The following is a 16,531-nucleotide window of genomic DNA, read 5'->3' as shown; positions in this document are numbered from 1 at the left end:
CCTCCGGCCGTCGGGTCAGGCGGGCCAGGCGCTGACTTGCAGGATGTAGACGCATTCGTGGCGGGCCACGCTCAGGTAGAGGAACATGCCACCGGGGACGAAGGCGGTCTGCACGCCGTCGGATACGCCTTGGAATGATGCACCGTCGAGATGGAGAGCTTCGGCGGCCCGCACGATCTCAGCGGCGCGCTTCTCGACCTCGGCGACGAAGGCGGCAGGAGCCGGCGTCTCTCCGCCGACGACGTGCGACTCGCTGGGGTCGTACTCCCAGCGCCAGTCACCCATCCGCTACCGCCCTCTGTGCCCCCGCGAACACGCTGTGGATCTCGTTCATCGCGTCACGCCAGGCTGGGTCGCTCTTGTCGAGCACCTGTGCGGCGTATTCGGCGGCTCTGAGGCGTGTGGCGGCCGCGGGATGCCGGGCGATCTCCACCACAACGGCCCAGGTCTCGAGGAACTGCAGAATGGGCCCCAGAGTGCCCGTCCGGGCAGCAAGGGCGATTGCGTCGTCCTTCTGCTGTTCCATCTCGGCCAGCCGGTGAGGGGCAACCTGAGCCAGAGCCACCCGGAGCGCGGCAGGGTTCCGGTCCGGTCTGCCGATGATCGGGACACTTGGGTCGATGTGTTCGGCGGTCATCTCGTTCCTCCCTTGAGAGCCACGGCCACGTTACGGCAGAGAGAGCGAGGCCCGCAGGGGAGCAGGCGGGCCGGGGGCGCGTGACTGTGCCCGGGGGCGAGGGGTGCGGCGAAACCCGGGGCCGCCCGCTTTGTGAGTATGGCGGGCCGCGTCTGCCTGTAAAGGGCGCTCCCTGCGGTCGCGTCGCTGCGCGATGGCCTACGGCCCCCCTTGACAGACAGCCGCGTCCCGCTGGTGCAGATGAGTGTCGGGCGGCCCCGGGGAGCGGGGCCCCACCTGAGCCGGGACGCTGGCTGCGCTGTCGTCGGTGACCTCAGCCCGGCAGATGGGGCAAGACACGCACCAGGTTCGGGGGCTGCAGGCCTCGGCATAGCGGCCGACGACCGTCTGTTGGACTACGGCAACGCCCAATCCGAGGTGGATTGACACCAAGCGGCCGAGGGGGCCCGCAGGCAGCCGCAAACCCCGGCAAGCCAGACACGATTGACGGCATCAACTGGAGCTCTGCGCCAGCAGGGTGATCTCCGCTGCCTGTGCGAGTGATCGACGGTGCGTACAGCGGTGACAGTGAGTGGTTGTCACCAAGATCGCTATGGCTCGTACGAGTCAGATCGTCTTCACCAAGGAGCTCCCCATGAGTGTTCGCCGTTCCCTGCTGGCCACCGTCGGTGCCGTGGGCCTCATCCTCGGACTGTCCACCGCGGCACACGCCTGCCCTTCCGCCGCGGCGCTCAACCCTTGCGGTTACTACGCGACTTCCAGCGACTCCTACTACAACCACTGCACGAGTGACGGCTCGCGCGTAGTGATCGAGGTCGAGGTGTGGGGCCCCAACTACGAGCGCTGCGTGGCCCCGGGCGTCACCTGGCTCGGATCTGCGGACAAGATCGACGGCGCATGGTACGTCGGACGCACCTGCTGATCCACCGCCTTCCACACACGGTCCGGCCCGGCGGCCGCTGAGCCGGGCCGGGCCCATCCCGGACCTGCCGCGCCCAGCAACCACCCACCGGCCTGCGGCCGGCAGCGGACCGGGACCAGCAGCCGGTGGATCCCGGGGCCCCGCTCCGGGGGCCGCCCCCTCAACAAGCAGTAGCGGTGGAGGGGCGGGGGTCAAGGGTGGCCGTAGGCCATCGCGCAGCGACGCGACCGCAGGGAGCGCCCTTGACGCCCGGCCCGGAGCCGCCATCATCACCGGTCGGGCGGCCCCCCACCCGAACCACTCGCTCCTGGATCAGGATGCCCAGCCCAGGAACGCCGTCCAGGCGCCTGGCGGGAGGGCAAGCGCGGGTCCCTCCGGGTTCTTGGAGTCCCGGACATGGATGGTGTGGGGGCACGCGGCGACCTCTACGCAGTTACCGCCACCGCCACCGCCGTCGCTGTAGCTCGACTTCCGCCAGTCGAAGGCGATCTCGACGCAGTTCCCACCGCCGTCGTCGCTGTAGCTGGACTTGAACCACTGCAAGGCGCTGCTCATGACCGCTCTCCCGCCAACCGCTCAATGAGGCCCAGGGATTCGTCAGGGCTCAGGGCCTGTGCGCGGATCTTCGCATATCGGTGCGAGAGTCGGGAGACGGCAGGGGGTTCGCTGACCAGAATGCTCTCGTCCTCGATCTCCATGTAGACCACGTGGTGGTGGTCCTTGGTCTCCACGAGCTTCATCGGACCCCGAGCACCCGCATAGGAACCGCTCAGTCCCCTGTCCAGCGGCAGCACCTGCACGGTGACATTGACCCGTAGAGCGTCCTCGGCGAGCGACCGCAGCTGGCCGCGCATGATCTCCAAGCTGCCGAATGGCCGCCGCAGCACCGACTCTTCGAGGATCAGCTCGATCAGCGGAAGCGGATCCCGGCCGAAGAGCGCCTTGCGCAGCATTCGGGCCTCTACAAGCTCCTCGACCTTGGAGTCGGGGACCGGCGGAAAACCGCCTTGGATCAGCGCCCGTGCGTACTCCTCCGTCTGGAACAACCCGTCGACGACATGCGTCTCGTACGACGAGATCGTCAGCGCCTCCGCCTCAAGCCGGCTGAAGTGCCGAAAGCGCGCTGGGTATTTGTCCATCAGTACGTACGGACGCGCCGTCTCGAACAACCCCAGCCCACTCCCGATCACCTCCTCCAGCTTCACCAGCATCTGGTCGCTCGCCGGCTGCGCGCACGTTTCCATCGCGCTGATCGCCGAGCCGGTGAAACCGGTCTGCTCGCCCACCTCCTTCTGCGTCAGGTTCTGTTTCTCGCGCATCATCCTCGCGATCTCCGCGACATACCGCGTAGTCGCCCCCGCCACTTCCTTGTTCTCCGCTCGCGCCACAGCGGTCACCACCCCGACTCCACCCGACTCAACCGGACTCAACCGGTCTCAAACAGTCAGCGCCGATTTCGCACCGTATCCGGTGGTCGACGCAGGGTCATGGAAAACGCTAGCCCCACCCTCCGAAACTGTCCTTGTGAATACGGAAAGTCACCAGAAGATCCCCTGGGTCCCCGCCTCCGGCTTTCAACTCCGGAAGGCCGGCGTCCAGTTCGACGCCCTCCGCGTGGACGGCCTCCTCGGGCGGCAGCTCGCCGACGTGCTGGAGGGGCTCACCGGCGGGGACCCCGGGCCCATCGTGGCCGAGGACAACGGGCGCCGGTCGATGTACTTCCTCGTCCCGGCCGGCAGTACCGCCCACCGGCCCTGGCCTCCCGCGGTCACCCGGCTCACCGCGGGGCACGACCGGATCTCGTACATCCCCGTGCCCGCGCTCAGCGGCCGGACCTGGCCGCTGAGCTGGCGCTGCCCTCCCCGCCGCGCCGACCGCTTCGTACATCCGCTGCTGCTCCGCAGCGCGGTGAACGGCCTGCCGCACACGCGTGACCTCTGAGGCGAAAACTGGCTCCTGGAGTGACTGATTCCCCTGTTCTTTCGCTCGTTTGTTCGCGATTGAGTTCCCTTGCGGCCGAGAATCCACCTTCGTGCTGCTGGGGGAACAGCAGCCAATCCGGCGGTTCGGGAAGGCGGATGCTCGGCGTAAAGGATCAACGATCCAGTTACGCAAGGGGGAGCAAGTGATCAGACGAACTCGCGGAATCCGCACGTCCGTTGCGGCCTTCGCGGCCATTGCACTCGCCGGAATAGGTGCCACCACGGCATCCGCGGCCATCACCGACAGCATGTACCCGACGGCGAACACGCCGTGGTCGTGCACGGACGGGGAAATGGGCGACGGCTTCTGCAGGACGGACAACAACGCCCTTACCGTCTGGCTCCAGGGAAGCGTGTCGAGTGCGGGAAAGACAAAGGTGAAGAACGCACTCAACGGCCAGTACAACCCCACCGATCTCAATGTGAGCTATCCCGGTAGCCCCAGCTACAGCGGTGGATCAGAGACGGACATCATCTACCAGTCGGGTTCCACGCCGTCGGGGAGCCGGGGTATCGCCTGGTGCAACGACTCGGTCGGAGGGAACAAGTGCGACCAGCACTACGTCCGCTTCGCCTCCAGCAACCCGCCCGCCAGCACCACGTGCCACGAGACGGGTCACGCCGTCGGGCTGACACACGGCCAGAACGCCTCCCCCCGACTGCGCCAGGACGACTCCCGGCTGGCCTGCATGGTGACGCCGTCGGCGGTCGCCTCGCTGGGAGCGCACAACAAGTCCATGATCAACTCGGCGTACTGAGGGGGCCTGACAGTGAAGATCACGCGCAGCAGAATGCTCGGCGCTCTGGCCGCCACGGTCGTGGCCGGGTCACTGGTCGGGACATGGCTCGGGACCCCCGGTTCCGAGCCCCGTACGGAAGCGGACGGCGTGGTGATCGCTGACGCCGATGACGTGTCGCCGTCAGTGACGAATACCGACTGGGTCACGTACGCGGATCAGGTGGTGGTGGTCCGGCCGGTCGCGGAGAAGGAGATCCCGCCCAGCGCGGACGAGCGGGAGGCCGGCGAAGGGTACATCGGCCGTTCCGCGACCCTCTCCGTCGACCAGGTTCTGTGGAGCCGGGCCGGAGCGCCCACCGCTCCGGCATCTGTGACCCTCGACGTCGCCGGATGGACGTTCCAGGGCGACCAGCGCCGGAAGTTCGCCGTCCACGACAGCCCCCGGCTGGAGAAGGGTCACACGTACATCGTGGCGCTGGCCCGTCTCCAGGACGGTACGTGGTCGGCGCTGGGCAGCAGCGCGGTACTGCCCTACGACAACGAAACCATCGGCAAGGGTGAATCCGAAGGCACGATCCACACCCCGCCGGCCCCTGGTCCGCAGTCGGCCGAAGCGCTGGCAGCACCCGATGCCGACAACAGCGTGGAGAGCCTGACCAGTGGCCGTACCGCCGACGCGCTCGTCTCCGTGCTGAAGGCCGCGAAACCGGCATCTGCACCCGCACCGGAATCTGCACCGGAATCTGCACCGGCACCGGCGAAGAACTGAGCCTGCTGCTCACCGCCGTACCAACACCGCGGTGCCCCACCTCTGCATCCAGAGGTGGGGCACCGCTGCGTTTCTGCGATCACTGCGCCTTGGCGTAGCGCTCCTCCGGCGGCAGGCTCGCGTACGGTGCTGCCGCCGGATCCGGTGCGGTTCCCTTCAGCAGGTCCACCAGCGACCGGGCCGGCTTTCCGTTCACTCGCTCCTCGACGCTGCCCGCCTCATGCCCGCCCGGCGGGGTGGGGTGGTTGGTGCCCTCGGATTCACCCTTGCCGATGGTTTCGTTGTCGTAGGGCAGTACCGCGCTGCTGCCCAGCGCCGACCACGTACCGTCCTGGAGACGGGCCAGCGCCACGATGTACGTGTGGCCCTTCTCCAGCCGGGGGCTGTCGTGGACGGCGAACTCCCGGCGCTGGTCGCCCTGGAACGTCCACCCGGCGACATCCAGCGTCACCGACGCCGGAGCGGTGGGCGCTCCGCCCCGGCTCCACAGGACCCGGTCCACCTCCAGAGTCGCGGAACGGCCGATGTACCCCTCGCCGGCCTCCCGCTCGTCCGCGCTCGGCGGAATCTCCTTCTCCGCGACCGGCCGGACCACCACCACCTGATCCGCGTACGTGACCCAGTCGGTACCCGTCACCGACGGCAGCACGTCATCGGCCTCCGGGACGGCAACCGGCCCGCGACCGCCGTCACCAGGGCCGTCGCCGTCCCCGGCCGGCAGGACGAAGAGCGCCGCGGCGGCCGCGCCCGCCGTGAGCGCCGCACCCGCCCACAGCACTGGTTTCCGGACCCGCCGTGGTGCCTCCGCCTCCGCCGGTGTCATGTCAGCCCGCCTCGCGGCCACTTCACGTTCCGTCCGCTCCGGTACCCGATGTACTCCGGCTGCCGGATCGTGGGCCGAGAGCAGTGCCCTCACCCGTTCCACGTCCTTGCCCATCGTCAGCTCCCTTCCCGCTCGATCCGGACTCGTTCAAGGCTGCTTCCAGCAACTTGCGGGCACGGTGCAGGCGTACGGAGAAGGCGGCCGTGCTGCAGCCGGCCACCCGTGCCGCCTGCCGGACGTCCAGCCCGTCCCACGCGACCAGCACCAACGCCTCCCGCGCCGTCTCCGGCAACCGGTCCAGGGCGTCGGCGGCCGCGATACGGTCCACCGCGCTCTGCTCCGCGGCCGGCACCGGACGGTCGTCACCGGCCGCCACCAGCAGTTCCCGCAGCCGGTGCCTGCGGCCGGTCGACCGCACCGTGTTCGCCACGACCAGGCGCGCGATCCCGTACAGCCACGGCAGCGGTTCACCTCTGACCTCGGCCCTTCTGCGCCACGCCGTCAGATACACCTCGGACAGCGCGTCCTCCGCCGCCTCGTACGGCAGCCTGCGCCGCAGGAACCGGAGGACGGGCACGCAGGTGTCCCGATAGACCGCTTCGAACCTGCCCCACTCATCCAAGCGCCCGTCCTCCCCCGGAATACGAAGCCGCGCCAGAGTGCCTCACACCCTGTATGTGTCCGGGAGACGCGCTCTCTTACAGCCGTTTGCAGCCTCTTACCGCGCGATGGGATCCGAGCGCGTGCGGTGGCCGCGTCGCCACGCTCTGCTTAGCGTGGGAGGGAAAGCAACACCAACCCACTGAGCGAAATGGTGCGTAGCGATGGCTGACAAGCCCACGGTCGTTCTGGTGCACGGGTTCTGGGGCGGAGCCGCCCACTGGTCGAAGGTCATTGTCGAGCTGCACAACCGCGGCTTCGGGTCGCTGCTCGCGGTGGAGAACCCGCTGACCTCCCTGGCCGACGACGCCGAGCGCACCCGCAAGATGGTCCGGCAGGTGGACGGGCCCGTCCTGCTCGTGGGTCACTCCTACGGCGGTGCGGTCATCACGGAGGCGGGTGACCTGCCGAACGTCACCGGACTGGTCTACATCGCCGCGTTCGCGCCCGACGCGGGAGAGAGTCCCGGACAGCTCAGCCAGGAGATGCCGCCTGCGGCGTTCGAGAACCTCGCCCCCGACTCCGACGGCTACCTGTGGGTCAAGCAGGACAAGTTCCACGAGAGCTTCTGCCAGGACCTGAGCGCCGACGACGCCCTGGTCATGGCCGTCACCCAGAAGGCCCCGCTGGCCTCGACCTTCGGGGACACCGTGACCGCGCCGGCCTGGCGGACCAAGCCGACCTGGTACCAGGTATCGGGCCAGGACCGGATGATCCATCCCGACAACGAGCGGCGCATGGCCGCCCGGATGGAACCCCGCAAGCTCATCGAACTCGACGCCGGCCACGCGTCGCTGGCCTCGCAACCCGTCCCGGTCGTCGAGCTGATCGAGACGGCGGCCATCGACCTCGCCGGTTAGCGCCTGTACCCGTCCGGTCAGGTCCGCGCGGAACGCGGGGGAGTCCGCTGTCTCAGCCCACCTTCGTGTACGTGACCGGCTCGCCGCCGCTGCCCACCAGCTCGCGTACCAGCGTCCGTCCGTCCGGCATGTCCAGCCGGCTCCACTCGCCGGGCGAACACGTCGCCGCGTCCCCGAACGTGACCGTCGAGGGGCCTAGTTTCAGCGGCGGGCCCGGGGCGCGGAGGGTGGCGGACCAGCGGCAGTCGTGGTTCGGGCCCTGGCCCGTCAGGTGCATCACCGTATCGCCCACGTCGCCCTGGCTGATCGTCAGGACGCGGGTGTTCAGGCCGTCCGCGCCGCCGAAGGTGGCCCGCCACGTGCCGATGTACTCGGCCGGTACGGCACCCGAACCCTCCTGGTCCGGTGACGCAGCCGGGGTCGCGGACCCCGGCTTCGGGTCGGTCGTCCCCGTGCCTGTGCCTGTGCCCGTGCCTGTGCCCGTGCCCGTTCCTGTCCCCGAGGCCGTCGGCTCCCTCTTCCCGTCGTCGCCGCCCGCCTTGCTCATCGCCGCGTACACACCGCCGCCCGCCGCGAGCGCGACCACCAGCGCCACCGCGACCAGCGCCGCTGTCGAGCGGTCGCGGCGCGGCGCGGGTTCCGGGGTCGGGGGCGGGCCGTACGCGGGCGTGGGGCCGTACCCGTACGGCGGGGGCGACGGGGGTGCCGGCCGGGGTGCCGGCGGGCCGATGACCGTGGGCATCGCGTGCACGGCAGGCGCCGCCTGGGGCGGCCGGGCCGGCTGGGACGGCGGCTGCGGGCCCGCGTCTTCGGTCTCCAGCAACCGCACCGCGTGGCGGCCGAGTTGCGCCACCAGTGCGGCCGGCAGCCAGGGTTCCCGGGCCCGGCCGTCGCTCACCGTGTCGTCGGCGCCGACCCGGGCGAGGATGTCGGCCGTCGTGGGGCGCGCGGCCGGGTCCTTGCGCAGGCAGTCGCGCACCAGATCCCGCAGCGATTCCGGCAGCCTGGAGAGGTCCGGTTCCTCTTCCGCGATCCGGTACATCAGTGCGTGGGCCCCACTGTCGGCCGCGCCGAAGGGCAGGGTGCCGGTCGCCGCGTACGCCAGTACCGAACCCAGGCAGAACACGTCGCACGCCGGTGTGACCGGGGTGCCGCGCACCTGCTCGGGGGCCATGAAGCCGGGGGAGCCGACCAGTGCGCCGGTACGGGTCAGGCCGCCGTCGGTGACCGTCTCCAGGGCGCGGGCGATGCCGAAGTCGATGACGCGCGGTCCGTCGATCGTGACCAGGACGTTCGACGGCTTGAGGTCGCGGTGGATGAGGCCTGCCGCGTGGATGTCCCGCAGGGCGTGCGCGAGTCCGGCGGCGAGAAAGCGTACCGAGCGCTCGGGCAGCGGGCCGTGGTCGGCGGAGACGACGGTCTGGAGGCTGGGCCCGGCGACGTACCCCGTCGCGAGCCACGGCACCGGCGCCTCGGTGTCGGCGTCGAGGACGGGCGCGGTCCACTGGCCGCCCACGCGGCGCGCGGCCTGGACCTCCTGCCGGAAGCGGGCGCGGAACTCCTCCTGGGCGGCGAGTTCCTCACGTACCAGCTTGACCGCGACCGTACGGCCGCGGTCGGAGCGGGCCAGATAGACCTGGCCCATGCCGCCGGCGCCGAGCCGGGCCAACAGCCGGTAGGCGCCAATAGTTTGCGGGTCGCCGGGTCCCGTCTTCTCCATGGCTGTGCAGTCCCTCCCCCGGGCTCCCGTGCCCCCGTGCACGACAAGCTCAACGGGTCGAGGATAGTGCCGCGCACCGCTCGCCCCACAGGTCAGGAACCGACCTACGAAGCTCTTCCCGCCCCGGCCCCGGCCCCCGCCCCCGCCGTCGGGGCCGCCGGCTCGCCGACCGCCTCCATCGCCTTCGACAGCCGCTCGAGCACCCGTACCGTCTCGGCCAGTGCGTCCTCGCCCAGCAGGCCCGCGAGCCGCGCCGCCAGCTTCGCGTGGCCCGGGCCGATCCTGCGTATCGCCGCCCGGCCGGCCTCGGTCGGGCGCAGCAGCTTCGCCCGGCGGTGCGCCGGGTTCGGTACGTACTCGGCGAGGCCCTTGTCCGCCAGCAGGTCCGCGATGCGCTGGACGCTCTGCCGGGTGATGCCCATCGCGCGGGCGATCCCGGCGACGGGCAGCGGCTCGTTCAGTACGGCGCCGAGGACCTGCCACCAGGCCGCGGTGAGCCCGGCGGGCCGGGCCAGCTCCTCGGAGACGGAGAGGAACTGGCCGTTCAGCCGGAAGACGTCGAGCGCCGTCCGGCTGAGCAGGTCCTGCTGTATCCGGTCTGTCACTGCATCTCTCGTCGGTTCACTCAACGCCTGCCCCTTCCGCGGCCATGAGGACTTCGTACGCGCTCGGGTCCGAGTTGTGGAAGAGCCGGTACCAGGCGTCCAGCACCTCCCCCTCGTACACCCCGAGCTTGCCGAACACCTCGCGGGCGAACGCCACCGGCTCGGTCGGGCCCGCCGTGATCAGGTCGCCGCTCGTGACCGCGTCCGCCTCGACGTAGTGACCGGCGCCCTGGTAGCCGGTGGCCGCCAGGTAGCCGGCCGCGGCGCTGGTGTGCGGGCGGTCGTCGAGCAGTGCCTCGCGGGCCAGCCCGGCCGTGGCCCCGCAGATCGCGGCCACCGGGACGCCCGCCGCCAGGAACTCGCGCGCCTTGCGGGCGAAGGGGGCGAGCTCGTCGCCCATGTCCCAGAGCTGCGCGCCGGTCAGGATCAGCAGTGAGCCGTCCTCGGGGCGGACGTCGTCGAGCGTGACGTCGGGCTGGATGCGGACGCCGCCCATGGTGCTGACGGGGTCGAGCGAGGCTCCGACGGTCCGGATTTCGTAGCCCGTCTGGGTGAGGTGCGCGGTGGTGTGCCCGGTCTCCCAGTCGGCGAATGTGGGGTAGACGGCCAGGTAGACGGTCTTGCTGGTCATGGCAGCTCCTTGGTTGCGGCCCCCGTATGCCGATGTAAGTATCCTGTCAAAAAGACAGCATGCTGTCAAGATGAGGCCGCGGCGCACTCGGCCGACACACTGTCGCGGCGAGCCCCCGACCCCCGTACATGACGCCGATGTCCTGTCCACCCTGTGGACTCTTAGCCTGTGGCCATGACCCCTCACGCCGATCCCGGAGCGGGCGCCGCCGTCAAGGCCGCCGACCGCGCGCACGTGTTCCACTCCTGGTCCGCCCAGGGCCTGATCGATCCCCTGGCCGTCGCCGGCGCCGAGGGCTCGTACTTCTGGGACTACGACGGCAACCGGTACCTCGACTTCTCCTCCCAACTGGTCAACACCAACATCGGTCACCAGCACCCCAAGGTCGTCGCCGCGATCCAGGAGCAGGCCGGCAGGCTCTGCACCCTCGCGCCGGGCTTCGCCGTGGACACGCGCTCCGAGGCCGCACGCCTCATCGCCGAGCGCACTCCCGGTGACCTCGACAAGATCTTCTTCACCAACGGCGGCGCCGAGGCCGTCGAGAACGCCATCCGCATGGCCCGTCTGCACACGGGCCGTACGAAGGTGCTCTCCACCTACCGCTCGTACCACGGCGCGACCGCCGCCGCGATCAACCTGACCGGCGACCCGCGCCGCTGGCCCTCCGACACCGCCTCGGCAGGTGTCGTGCACTTCTGGGGCCCGTTCCTGTACCGCTCGCCCTTCCACGCGGAGACCGAGCAGCAGGAGTGCGAGCGCGCACTGCAGCACCTGGCGGACACCATCGCCTTCGAGGGCCCGCAGTCGATCGCCGCGATCATCCTGGAGACCGTTCCGGGCACGGCCGGGATCATGACCCCGCCGCCCGGCTACCTCGCGGGCGTGCGCGAGCTGTGCGACCGGTACGGCATCGTCTTCATCCTCGACGAGGTGATGGCTGGCTTCGGCCGTACGGGTACGTGGTTCGCCGCCGACGTCTGGGACGTCACCCCCGACCTGCTGACCTTCGCCAAGGGCGTCACCTCCGGCTACGTCCCGCTGGGCGGCGTCGCGATCTCCGCGGAGATCGCCGCCACCTTCGACCAGCGGCCGTACCCCGGCGGCCTGACCTACTCGGGCCACCCGCTGGCCTGCGCCGCCGCCGTCGCCACCATCGGCGTGATGGAGGAGGAGGGCATCGTCGAGAACGCGGCCCGCATCGGTACGGACATCATCGGCCCGGCCCTGCGCGAGATCGCCGAGCGGCACCCGTCGGTGGGCGAGGTGCGCGGCCTCGGTGTCTTCTGGGCGCTGGAGCTCGTACGGAACAAGGAGACGCGCGAGCCGCTGGTCCCGTACAACGCCTCCGGGGCGGCCAACGCGCCGATGGCCGAGTTCGCGGCGGCCTGCAAGAAGAGCGGCCTGTGGCCCTTCGTGAACATGAACCGCACCCACGTCGTGCCGCCCTGCACGATCACGGAGGCGGAGGCGAAGGAGGGCCTGGCCCTGCTGGACGACGCCCTGACGGCGGCGGACGCGCACACGGCCTGAGCGCACCCCTGGCCGCGCCCCTGCCGGCACTCCTGCCGGCCCCCTGACGGCACTGCGCATCGCGTCACAGACCGATTCCGCTGCCTGGCCTATGGTGTCCCGAACCCACGAAGGAGACGGACCCCATGGCCGGCAGCGGAGCTGTCACCCGCAACACCCTGCGGCAGCAGATAGCGGACGCGCTGCGCGAGGAACTGCTCGCGGGGCGGCTGCGGCCCGCGCAGGAATTCACGGTGAAGCAGATCGCCGAGCAGTACGGGGTGTCCGCGACCCCCGTGCGGGAGGCGCTCGTGGATCTGTCCGCGCAGGGGCTGCTCGACTCCGACCAACACCGCGGCTTCCGGGTGCACAGTTTCTCCGTCGACGACTACCGCGGCATGGTCGAGGCCCGGTCGCTGGTCGTCGACGGGATCTTCCGGCGGATCACCGAGCACGCGGGGGGCGCCGGGCGCGGCGCGGCGCTGGTGTCCGTACGGCGGCGGGCCGAGGAGGCCGGGCGGGCCGCCCGGGCGGGGGACCTGGACATCCTCGTCGGCTACGACCTGCGCTTCTGGCGCGAGCTCGGCGCGCTCGCCGGGAACGTGTACATCTCCGAGTTCCTGCACCGCATGCGCGTCCAGTGCTGGGTGTTCGCCGTCCCGTACCTGCGCCGCCACAGCCGGCTCGACGAGGTGCTGTGGAACGGCCACGGCGAGCTGGTGGACGCGGTGAACCGGGGCGACGGGGAGGCGGTACGTCTGGTCGTACGGGCGTACAACGACCACGCGCTGGCGTGGGCGGCGGGTCTGGAACCCGCCCCGCCCGTGAGCACGACCTGACCCAACGGCCCGCAAGCCCCGCCCCGGCCCGCGGGCCCAGCACGCGTCTCACCTGCTCGCGTGTCGGTCGTGCGTGGTCCAAGCGAGGGCCGCCGCCCTCTTCGCGCAGCGTGTGCGGAGCACTACGCTGTCCCGACCAGCGCACGACGCGAACGCTGCGACATTCCCGGGGGACCACCCCCGAGGCCCCCGATAGGAGCCCCGTTGGCCTGTGACCTGTGGCTGGTCCCCCTCGTCGACGTGCTGTGCCACAGCCCCGACAATCCCTTCGCCGAAGAGATCGCCGCGTACGACAAGGCACTCGGCGAGGCCGGGCTGCCGTCCGTTCCCGTCTTCGCCTACATGCCGGGCCTGTCGGGCGACGTCGCCCCGGTCGCCGGCTTCGACTACGACGCGCTGCACTTCCTGCGCCGCGCGTACCTGCTGCAGATCTGCGGGCTGGCCGTGACGCCCGTCGACGAGCTGGGCGGGGACTACGAACAGCTGCTGGAGATGTTCGAGGCGACGGCCCAGCAGTCCCACCTGGTCTGGCACTACGACCACGCCGGCGCCTATGTCCCGGTCGACTTCGCCTCCCCCCTCGGCAACGAGGAACTGCTGGCCGGCGGCGGCCCCCTGGGTTCCACCCAGGGCCTGCTGCGGGAGCTGGAGTTCGTCGCCCCCGCCATCGGCATCGACCCGGCCAAACCGCCGGCCGCCCCCGCGCCCCCGCAGCGCCCCACCTCGCTGGAGGAACCGGCGGGCCCCATTCCGTACGACGACAGCCCCTTCGCCCGTGAGCGGCACGTCTGGCTGGGCCTGCACGCGGCCGCGACCCGCAGTCTGGGTCAGGGCTCGATGATCATCTTCAGTTGACGCGCCCGTGCGCAGCGCTCACCGGGGTGACTCCGGCGGGCGCTGCCGCGGCATGCTGGGCCGCGTCCCCGGCGGCAGCGCGAAGCGGCCGGAGGGCTGTCCACTCTCCGTACGGGACCCACCCGTACTCAGCGACTGCATCATCAGCGGCGCGGGGCCCGCCCGGAACTCCACCATCCAGTCCGCCGTCTCGGAGCGGACGAGCTCGCTGATGTCCTCCGAGAAGCGCCGCAGCACGGTCAGACAGCGCTCGGCGGCCTCGCTCGCGGTGCCCTCGGTGGGGCCGAGCACCTCGCGCACGCTCTCCGAGGCCCAGTCGAACTGCAACGCCTGCAACCGCCGGTGCACCGCCTGCGCGGTGGCCACGTCCCTTATCCACCCCGAGGTCAGCCCGAAGAACCGGTCGCAGGCCATACAGGCCGCCCCGAGCAGCAGCGACAGATAACCGAAACCCGACGCCCCGTCCAGCGTGCCGGTCAGATCGAGCAGCGGCAGCGCGGCCCCCGCGACCGCCCCGGCCGCCGTCCCCAGCCGCAGAGCGCGCGCACCCCGCCGCTTCCAGGCACGGTCGGTCAGGTACCACTCGGCGGTCCGCAGGGCGTCCCCCTCCACCCACCGGTACAGCTCGTCGAGGCGCTCCGCCGGCTCGCCCCAGTCCCCGAGGGGGAAGGGCCGGCCGGTCAGGTCGGCCGCCTTCGGCGCGCCCTCCTCCCGGGGGCCCCTGGGTTCGCGGGACTCCCGGGACTCCCAGGGTTCCCGGGGTTCCCGCGGCGGCCTCTCGGGCTGCATGTCCGGCTGACTCACCCGGCACTCCCTCTGCCTGCGCTGACGTGTGGTGGTGCGCGTGTGCGTACTGGTGCGCATGCACTTCCTACCGCCGAATGGTGGGCCATGGGCCGGAAATCCCGGTATTTCCGCCCACACGGAGGTCTTGATCAGGTAGAGGAGTCCCCGGCCTCTCACTCGAAAGAGTTGGTCCTTACGGTGTAGGGCGCGGTGCCCGGTGAGCACGTAGGCTCGGTTTCACCGAAGAACACCCATACAGACGTCGTCGAACAGCCTCGGAGTGAACCGTGATTCCCGGTGGTGGCCAGCCCAATATGCAGCAGCTGCTCCAGCAGGCCCAGAAGATGCAGCAGGACCTCGCCGCGGCCCAGGAGGAACTGGCCCAGACCGAGGTGGAGGGCCAGGCGGGCGGCGGCCTGGTCAAGGCCACCGTCACCGGTTCCGGCGAGCTGCTCGCCCTGGTGATCGACCCGAAGGCGGTCGACCCGGAGGACACCGAGACGCTCGCCGACCTGGTGCTCGCCGCGGTCCAGGCCGCGAACGAGAACGCGCAGCAGCTTCAGCAGGACAAGCTCGGTCCGCTGACCCAGGGTCTGGGCGGAATGCCGGGCCTCCCCTTCTGAGCGGGGCGTCCGGCAACTACCGTACGCAGCACACGAATACGCACCACCCCGAACGAGCAGTACGACAAACGAGCAGTACGAGAAAGGCGTTCCGTTGTACGAAGGCGTGGTCCAGGACCTCATCGACGAGTTGGGCAGGCTGCCCGGCGTCGGTCCCAAGAGCGCGCAGCGGATCGCCTTCCACATCCTCCAGGCCGAGCCGACCGACGTGCGCCGCCTCGCGCACGCGCTGCTCGAGGTCAAGGACAAGGTCCGCTTCTGCGCGGTCTGCGGGAACGTCGCGCAGGCCGAGCAGTGCCGGATCTGCGCGGACGTCCGTCGCGACCCCGCGGTCATCTGCGTGGTCGAGGAGCCCAAGGACGTCGTCGCGATCGAGCGCACCCGCGAGTTCCGCGGGAAGTACCACGTGCTCGGCGGCGCGATCAGCCCCATCGAGGGCGTCGGCCCGGACGACCTGCGGATCCGCGAGCTGCTGGCCCGGCTGGCCGACGGCACGGTCACGGAGCTGATCCTCGCCACCGACCCGAACCTGGAGGGCGAGGCCACGGCCACGTACCTCGCCCGCATGATCAAACCGATGGGCCTGAAAGTCACCCGGCTCGCCAGCGGCCTGCCCGTGGGCGGCGACCTTGAATACGCGGATGAGGTCACGCTCGGGCGTGCCTTCGAGGGGAGACGACTTCTCGATGTCTGACGCAAACTTGCACGCCGTGTCGCAGGACCCGGACAGTTTCGCGGTCCAGATCGCCGACCAGATCGAGTCCTTCATCGTCGCGGTCACGGAAGTGGCCAAGGGCGACGAACCGGACAGCGCGGTCCCGTTCCTGCTCCTCGAAGTCTCCCAGCTCCTGCTCGCCGGCGGCCGGCTGGGCGCGCACGAGGACATCGTCCCGGACGAGCGGTACGAGCCGGACCTCGGCCCGGAGCCGGACGTCGACGAGTTGCGCGAGCGGTTCGCGCGGATGCTCGACCCGGTCGACGTGTACTCCGAGGTGTTCGACCCGTACGAGCCGCGCAAGGCCCCCGTCCCCTGCCGGATCTCCGACGACCTGGCCGATGTCGTCACCGATCTGCGCCACGGTCTCGCCCACTACCGCGCGGGCCGCACCACCGAGGCGCTGTGGTGGTGGCAGTTCTCGTACCTCTCCAACTGGGGCTCGACCGCCTCGGCCGCCCTGCGCGCGCTCCAGGCCCTGGTCGCGCACGTCCGCCTGGACCAGCCGCTCCAGGCCCTTGACGGCCTGGACACGGACGAGGACATCACCGAGGACGACCTCGCCGAGCAGGCGGGCCGGGTGATGGCGGAGGAGATCGGAGCCCCACTGGGCCTGCGGGAGTCCCGCTAGTACGGACAGGCGGCCGCGTCGGGCCGCCTGCGCGCCGGAGCCGCTCGCGCGTGACATGGGCCACGTTCCGCTTGGGCGCGCCGGTATGGGGCAGGGGATCCCACCGAGCGGGCAGGCGCTTCCCCGCGACTGCACCGTGAGCGGGACATCTCACGATGCAATACGCGTGGGGCGGTTTCTGCCCGCTCGATAGACTGAGCCGACCGCAGGACTGCGGCCGCCCGG

At 70.6% G+C, this 16,531-nt stretch carries 21 protein-coding genes; 11 read left to right on the top strand and 10 right to left on the bottom strand.

The window, feature by feature from the left end; translation table 11 throughout:
* Nucleotides 1-15: 15 nt before the first annotated feature.
* A complete protein-coding gene (locus ACWV17_RS19340; protein WP_455360722.1) occupies nucleotides 16-285 on the bottom strand; it encodes a hypothetical protein in 270 nt (89 codons plus the stop codon).
* Nucleotides 278-637 carry a DUF6247 family protein gene (locus ACWV17_RS19335; RefSeq protein ID WP_455360721.1) on the bottom strand — a complete coding sequence of 120 codons (360 nt, stop codon included), beginning with the start codon at nucleotides 635-637 and terminating at the stop codon, nucleotides 278-280. The genes ACWV17_RS19340 and ACWV17_RS19335 overlap by 8 nt, the downstream gene beginning before the upstream one ends.
* A gap of 634 nt (nucleotides 638-1,271) precedes the next feature.
* Here ACWV17_RS19335 and ACWV17_RS19330 point away from each other — a divergent pair.
* A complete protein-coding gene (locus ACWV17_RS19330; protein ID WP_455357501.1) occupies nucleotides 1,272-1,559 on the top strand; it encodes a DUF6355 family natural product biosynthesis protein in 288 nt (95 codons plus the stop codon).
* Nucleotides 1,560-1,871: 312 nt separating this feature from the next.
* Here the strand turns inward: ACWV17_RS19330 and ACWV17_RS19325 are convergent, their stop codons facing one another.
* Together ACWV17_RS19325 and ACWV17_RS19320 are read right to left on the bottom strand one after the other, a co-directional pair.
* Nucleotides 1,872-2,114 carry a DUF397 domain-containing protein gene (locus ACWV17_RS19325; RefSeq protein ID WP_455360720.1) on the bottom strand — a complete coding sequence of 81 codons (243 nt, stop codon included), beginning with the start codon at nucleotides 2,112-2,114 and terminating at the stop codon, nucleotides 1,872-1,874.
* Nucleotides 2,111-2,956, bottom strand: coding sequence for a helix-turn-helix domain-containing protein (locus ACWV17_RS19320; RefSeq protein WP_455360719.1), 846 nt, complete (start codon nucleotides 2,954-2,956; stop codon nucleotides 2,111-2,113). The genes ACWV17_RS19325 and ACWV17_RS19320 overlap by 4 nt, the downstream gene beginning before the upstream one ends.
* Before the next feature lie 127 nt (nucleotides 2,957-3,083).
* Between ACWV17_RS19320 and ACWV17_RS19315 the strand changes: the two genes are divergently transcribed.
* The 3 genes from ACWV17_RS19315 (at nucleotide 3,084) to ACWV17_RS19305 (ending at nucleotide 5,049) form a co-directional block, all read left to right on the top strand.
* On the top strand, nucleotides 3,084-3,500 hold the full coding sequence (locus tag ACWV17_RS19315; RefSeq protein ID WP_455360718.1) for a hypothetical protein: 417 nt from the start codon (nucleotides 3,084-3,086) through the stop codon (nucleotides 3,498-3,500).
* A 418-nt stretch (nucleotides 3,501-3,918) separates the two neighbouring features.
* Nucleotides 3,919-4,299, top strand: coding sequence for a hypothetical protein (locus ACWV17_RS19310; protein ID WP_455357498.1), 381 nt, complete (start codon nucleotides 3,919-3,921; stop codon nucleotides 4,297-4,299).
* Nucleotides 4,300-4,311: 12 nt separating this feature from the next.
* Nucleotides 4,312-5,049: a hypothetical protein gene (locus ACWV17_RS19305; protein ID WP_455360717.1), complete on the top strand. Its 738-nt coding sequence runs from the start codon at nucleotides 4,312-4,314 to the stop codon at nucleotides 5,047-5,049.
* Between the two features lie 79 nt (nucleotides 5,050-5,128).
* Here the strand turns inward: ACWV17_RS19305 and ACWV17_RS19300 are convergent, their stop codons facing one another.
* Nucleotides 5,129-5,872: a hypothetical protein gene (locus tag ACWV17_RS19300; RefSeq protein ID WP_455360716.1), complete on the bottom strand. Its 744-nt coding sequence runs from the start codon at nucleotides 5,870-5,872 to the stop codon at nucleotides 5,129-5,131.
* Between the two features lie 22 nt (nucleotides 5,873-5,894).
* Nucleotides 5,895-6,494 carry an RNA polymerase sigma factor gene (locus ACWV17_RS19295; RefSeq protein ID WP_455360715.1) on the bottom strand — a complete coding sequence of 200 codons (600 nt, stop codon included), beginning with the start codon at nucleotides 6,492-6,494 and terminating at the stop codon, nucleotides 5,895-5,897.
* A gap of 202 nt (nucleotides 6,495-6,696) precedes the next feature.
* On the opposite strand from ACWV17_RS19295, the gene ACWV17_RS19290 reads away from it, so the two are divergent.
* Nucleotides 6,697-7,392 carry an alpha/beta hydrolase gene (locus ACWV17_RS19290; RefSeq protein WP_455353837.1) on the top strand — a complete coding sequence of 232 codons (696 nt, stop codon included), beginning with the start codon at nucleotides 6,697-6,699 and terminating at the stop codon, nucleotides 7,390-7,392.
* Nucleotides 7,393-7,444: 52 nt separating this feature from the next.
* Here ACWV17_RS19290 and ACWV17_RS19285 read toward each other — a convergent pair whose 3' ends face one another.
* The 3 genes from ACWV17_RS19285 to ACWV17_RS19275 form a co-directional block, all read right to left on the bottom strand.
* On the bottom strand, nucleotides 7,445-9,112 hold the full coding sequence (locus tag ACWV17_RS19285) for a serine/threonine-protein kinase (protein WP_455360714.1): 1,668 nt from the start codon (nucleotides 9,110-9,112) through the stop codon (nucleotides 7,445-7,447).
* A 104-nt stretch (nucleotides 9,113-9,216) separates the two neighbouring features.
* Nucleotides 9,217-9,717, bottom strand: a complete 501-nt coding sequence (locus tag ACWV17_RS19280) for a MarR family winged helix-turn-helix transcriptional regulator (protein ID WP_455360713.1) — start codon at nucleotides 9,715-9,717, stop codon at nucleotides 9,217-9,219.
* A 16-nt stretch (nucleotides 9,718-9,733) separates the two neighbouring features.
* Complete coding sequence (locus tag ACWV17_RS19275) at nucleotides 9,734-10,348, bottom strand: DJ-1/PfpI family protein (protein WP_455360712.1); 615 nt, start codon at nucleotides 10,346-10,348, stop codon at nucleotides 9,734-9,736.
* A gap of 174 nt (nucleotides 10,349-10,522) precedes the next feature.
* Here ACWV17_RS19275 and ACWV17_RS19270 point away from each other — a divergent pair, with 174 nt between their 5' ends.
* From ACWV17_RS19270 to ACWV17_RS19260, 3 genes are all read left to right on the top strand, one after another.
* The gene (locus tag ACWV17_RS19270) at nucleotides 10,523-11,878 is read left to right on the top strand and encodes an aminotransferase class III-fold pyridoxal phosphate-dependent enzyme (RefSeq protein WP_455353832.1); all 1,356 of its coding nucleotides are present in this window, start codon (nucleotides 10,523-10,525) and stop codon (nucleotides 11,876-11,878) included.
* A 125-nt stretch (nucleotides 11,879-12,003) separates the two neighbouring features.
* Complete coding sequence (locus ACWV17_RS19265; protein ID WP_455360711.1) at nucleotides 12,004-12,696, top strand: GntR family transcriptional regulator; 693 nt, start codon at nucleotides 12,004-12,006, stop codon at nucleotides 12,694-12,696.
* A gap of 204 nt (nucleotides 12,697-12,900) precedes the next feature.
* Nucleotides 12,901-13,551 carry a hypothetical protein gene (locus tag ACWV17_RS19260; protein WP_455360710.1) on the top strand — a complete coding sequence of 217 codons (651 nt, stop codon included), beginning with the start codon at nucleotides 12,901-12,903 and terminating at the stop codon, nucleotides 13,549-13,551.
* A gap of 18 nt (nucleotides 13,552-13,569) precedes the next feature.
* Here ACWV17_RS19260 and ACWV17_RS19255 read toward each other — a convergent pair whose 3' ends face one another.
* Complete coding sequence (locus tag ACWV17_RS19255; protein ID WP_455360709.1) at nucleotides 13,570-14,355, bottom strand: SLATT domain-containing protein; 786 nt, start codon at nucleotides 14,353-14,355, stop codon at nucleotides 13,570-13,572.
* A 269-nt stretch (nucleotides 14,356-14,624) separates the two neighbouring features.
* On the opposite strand from ACWV17_RS19255, the gene ACWV17_RS19250 reads away from it, so the two are divergent.
* The 3 genes from ACWV17_RS19250 (at nucleotide 14,625) to ACWV17_RS19240 (ending at nucleotide 16,306) form a co-directional block, all read left to right on the top strand.
* Nucleotides 14,625-14,960 carry a YbaB/EbfC family nucleoid-associated protein gene (locus tag ACWV17_RS19250; protein WP_455360708.1) on the top strand — a complete coding sequence of 112 codons (336 nt, stop codon included), beginning with the start codon at nucleotides 14,625-14,627 and terminating at the stop codon, nucleotides 14,958-14,960.
* Between the two features lie 94 nt (nucleotides 14,961-15,054).
* Nucleotides 15,055-15,654: a recombination mediator RecR gene (gene recR / locus ACWV17_RS19245; RefSeq protein WP_455353827.1), complete on the top strand. Its 600-nt coding sequence runs from the start codon at nucleotides 15,055-15,057 to the stop codon at nucleotides 15,652-15,654.
* On the top strand, nucleotides 15,647-16,306 hold the full coding sequence (locus ACWV17_RS19240) for a DUF5063 domain-containing protein (RefSeq protein WP_455353826.1): 660 nt from the start codon (nucleotides 15,647-15,649) through the stop codon (nucleotides 16,304-16,306). The genes recR and ACWV17_RS19240 overlap by 8 nt, the downstream gene beginning before the upstream one ends.
* Nucleotides 16,307-16,531 lie beyond the last annotated feature (225 nt).

It is taken from the genome of Streptomyces mabaensis (assembly GCF_053763515.1).
Note: the sequence above shows the minus strand (reverse complement) of the source record. Positions and strands in the feature narration are given on the sequence as shown.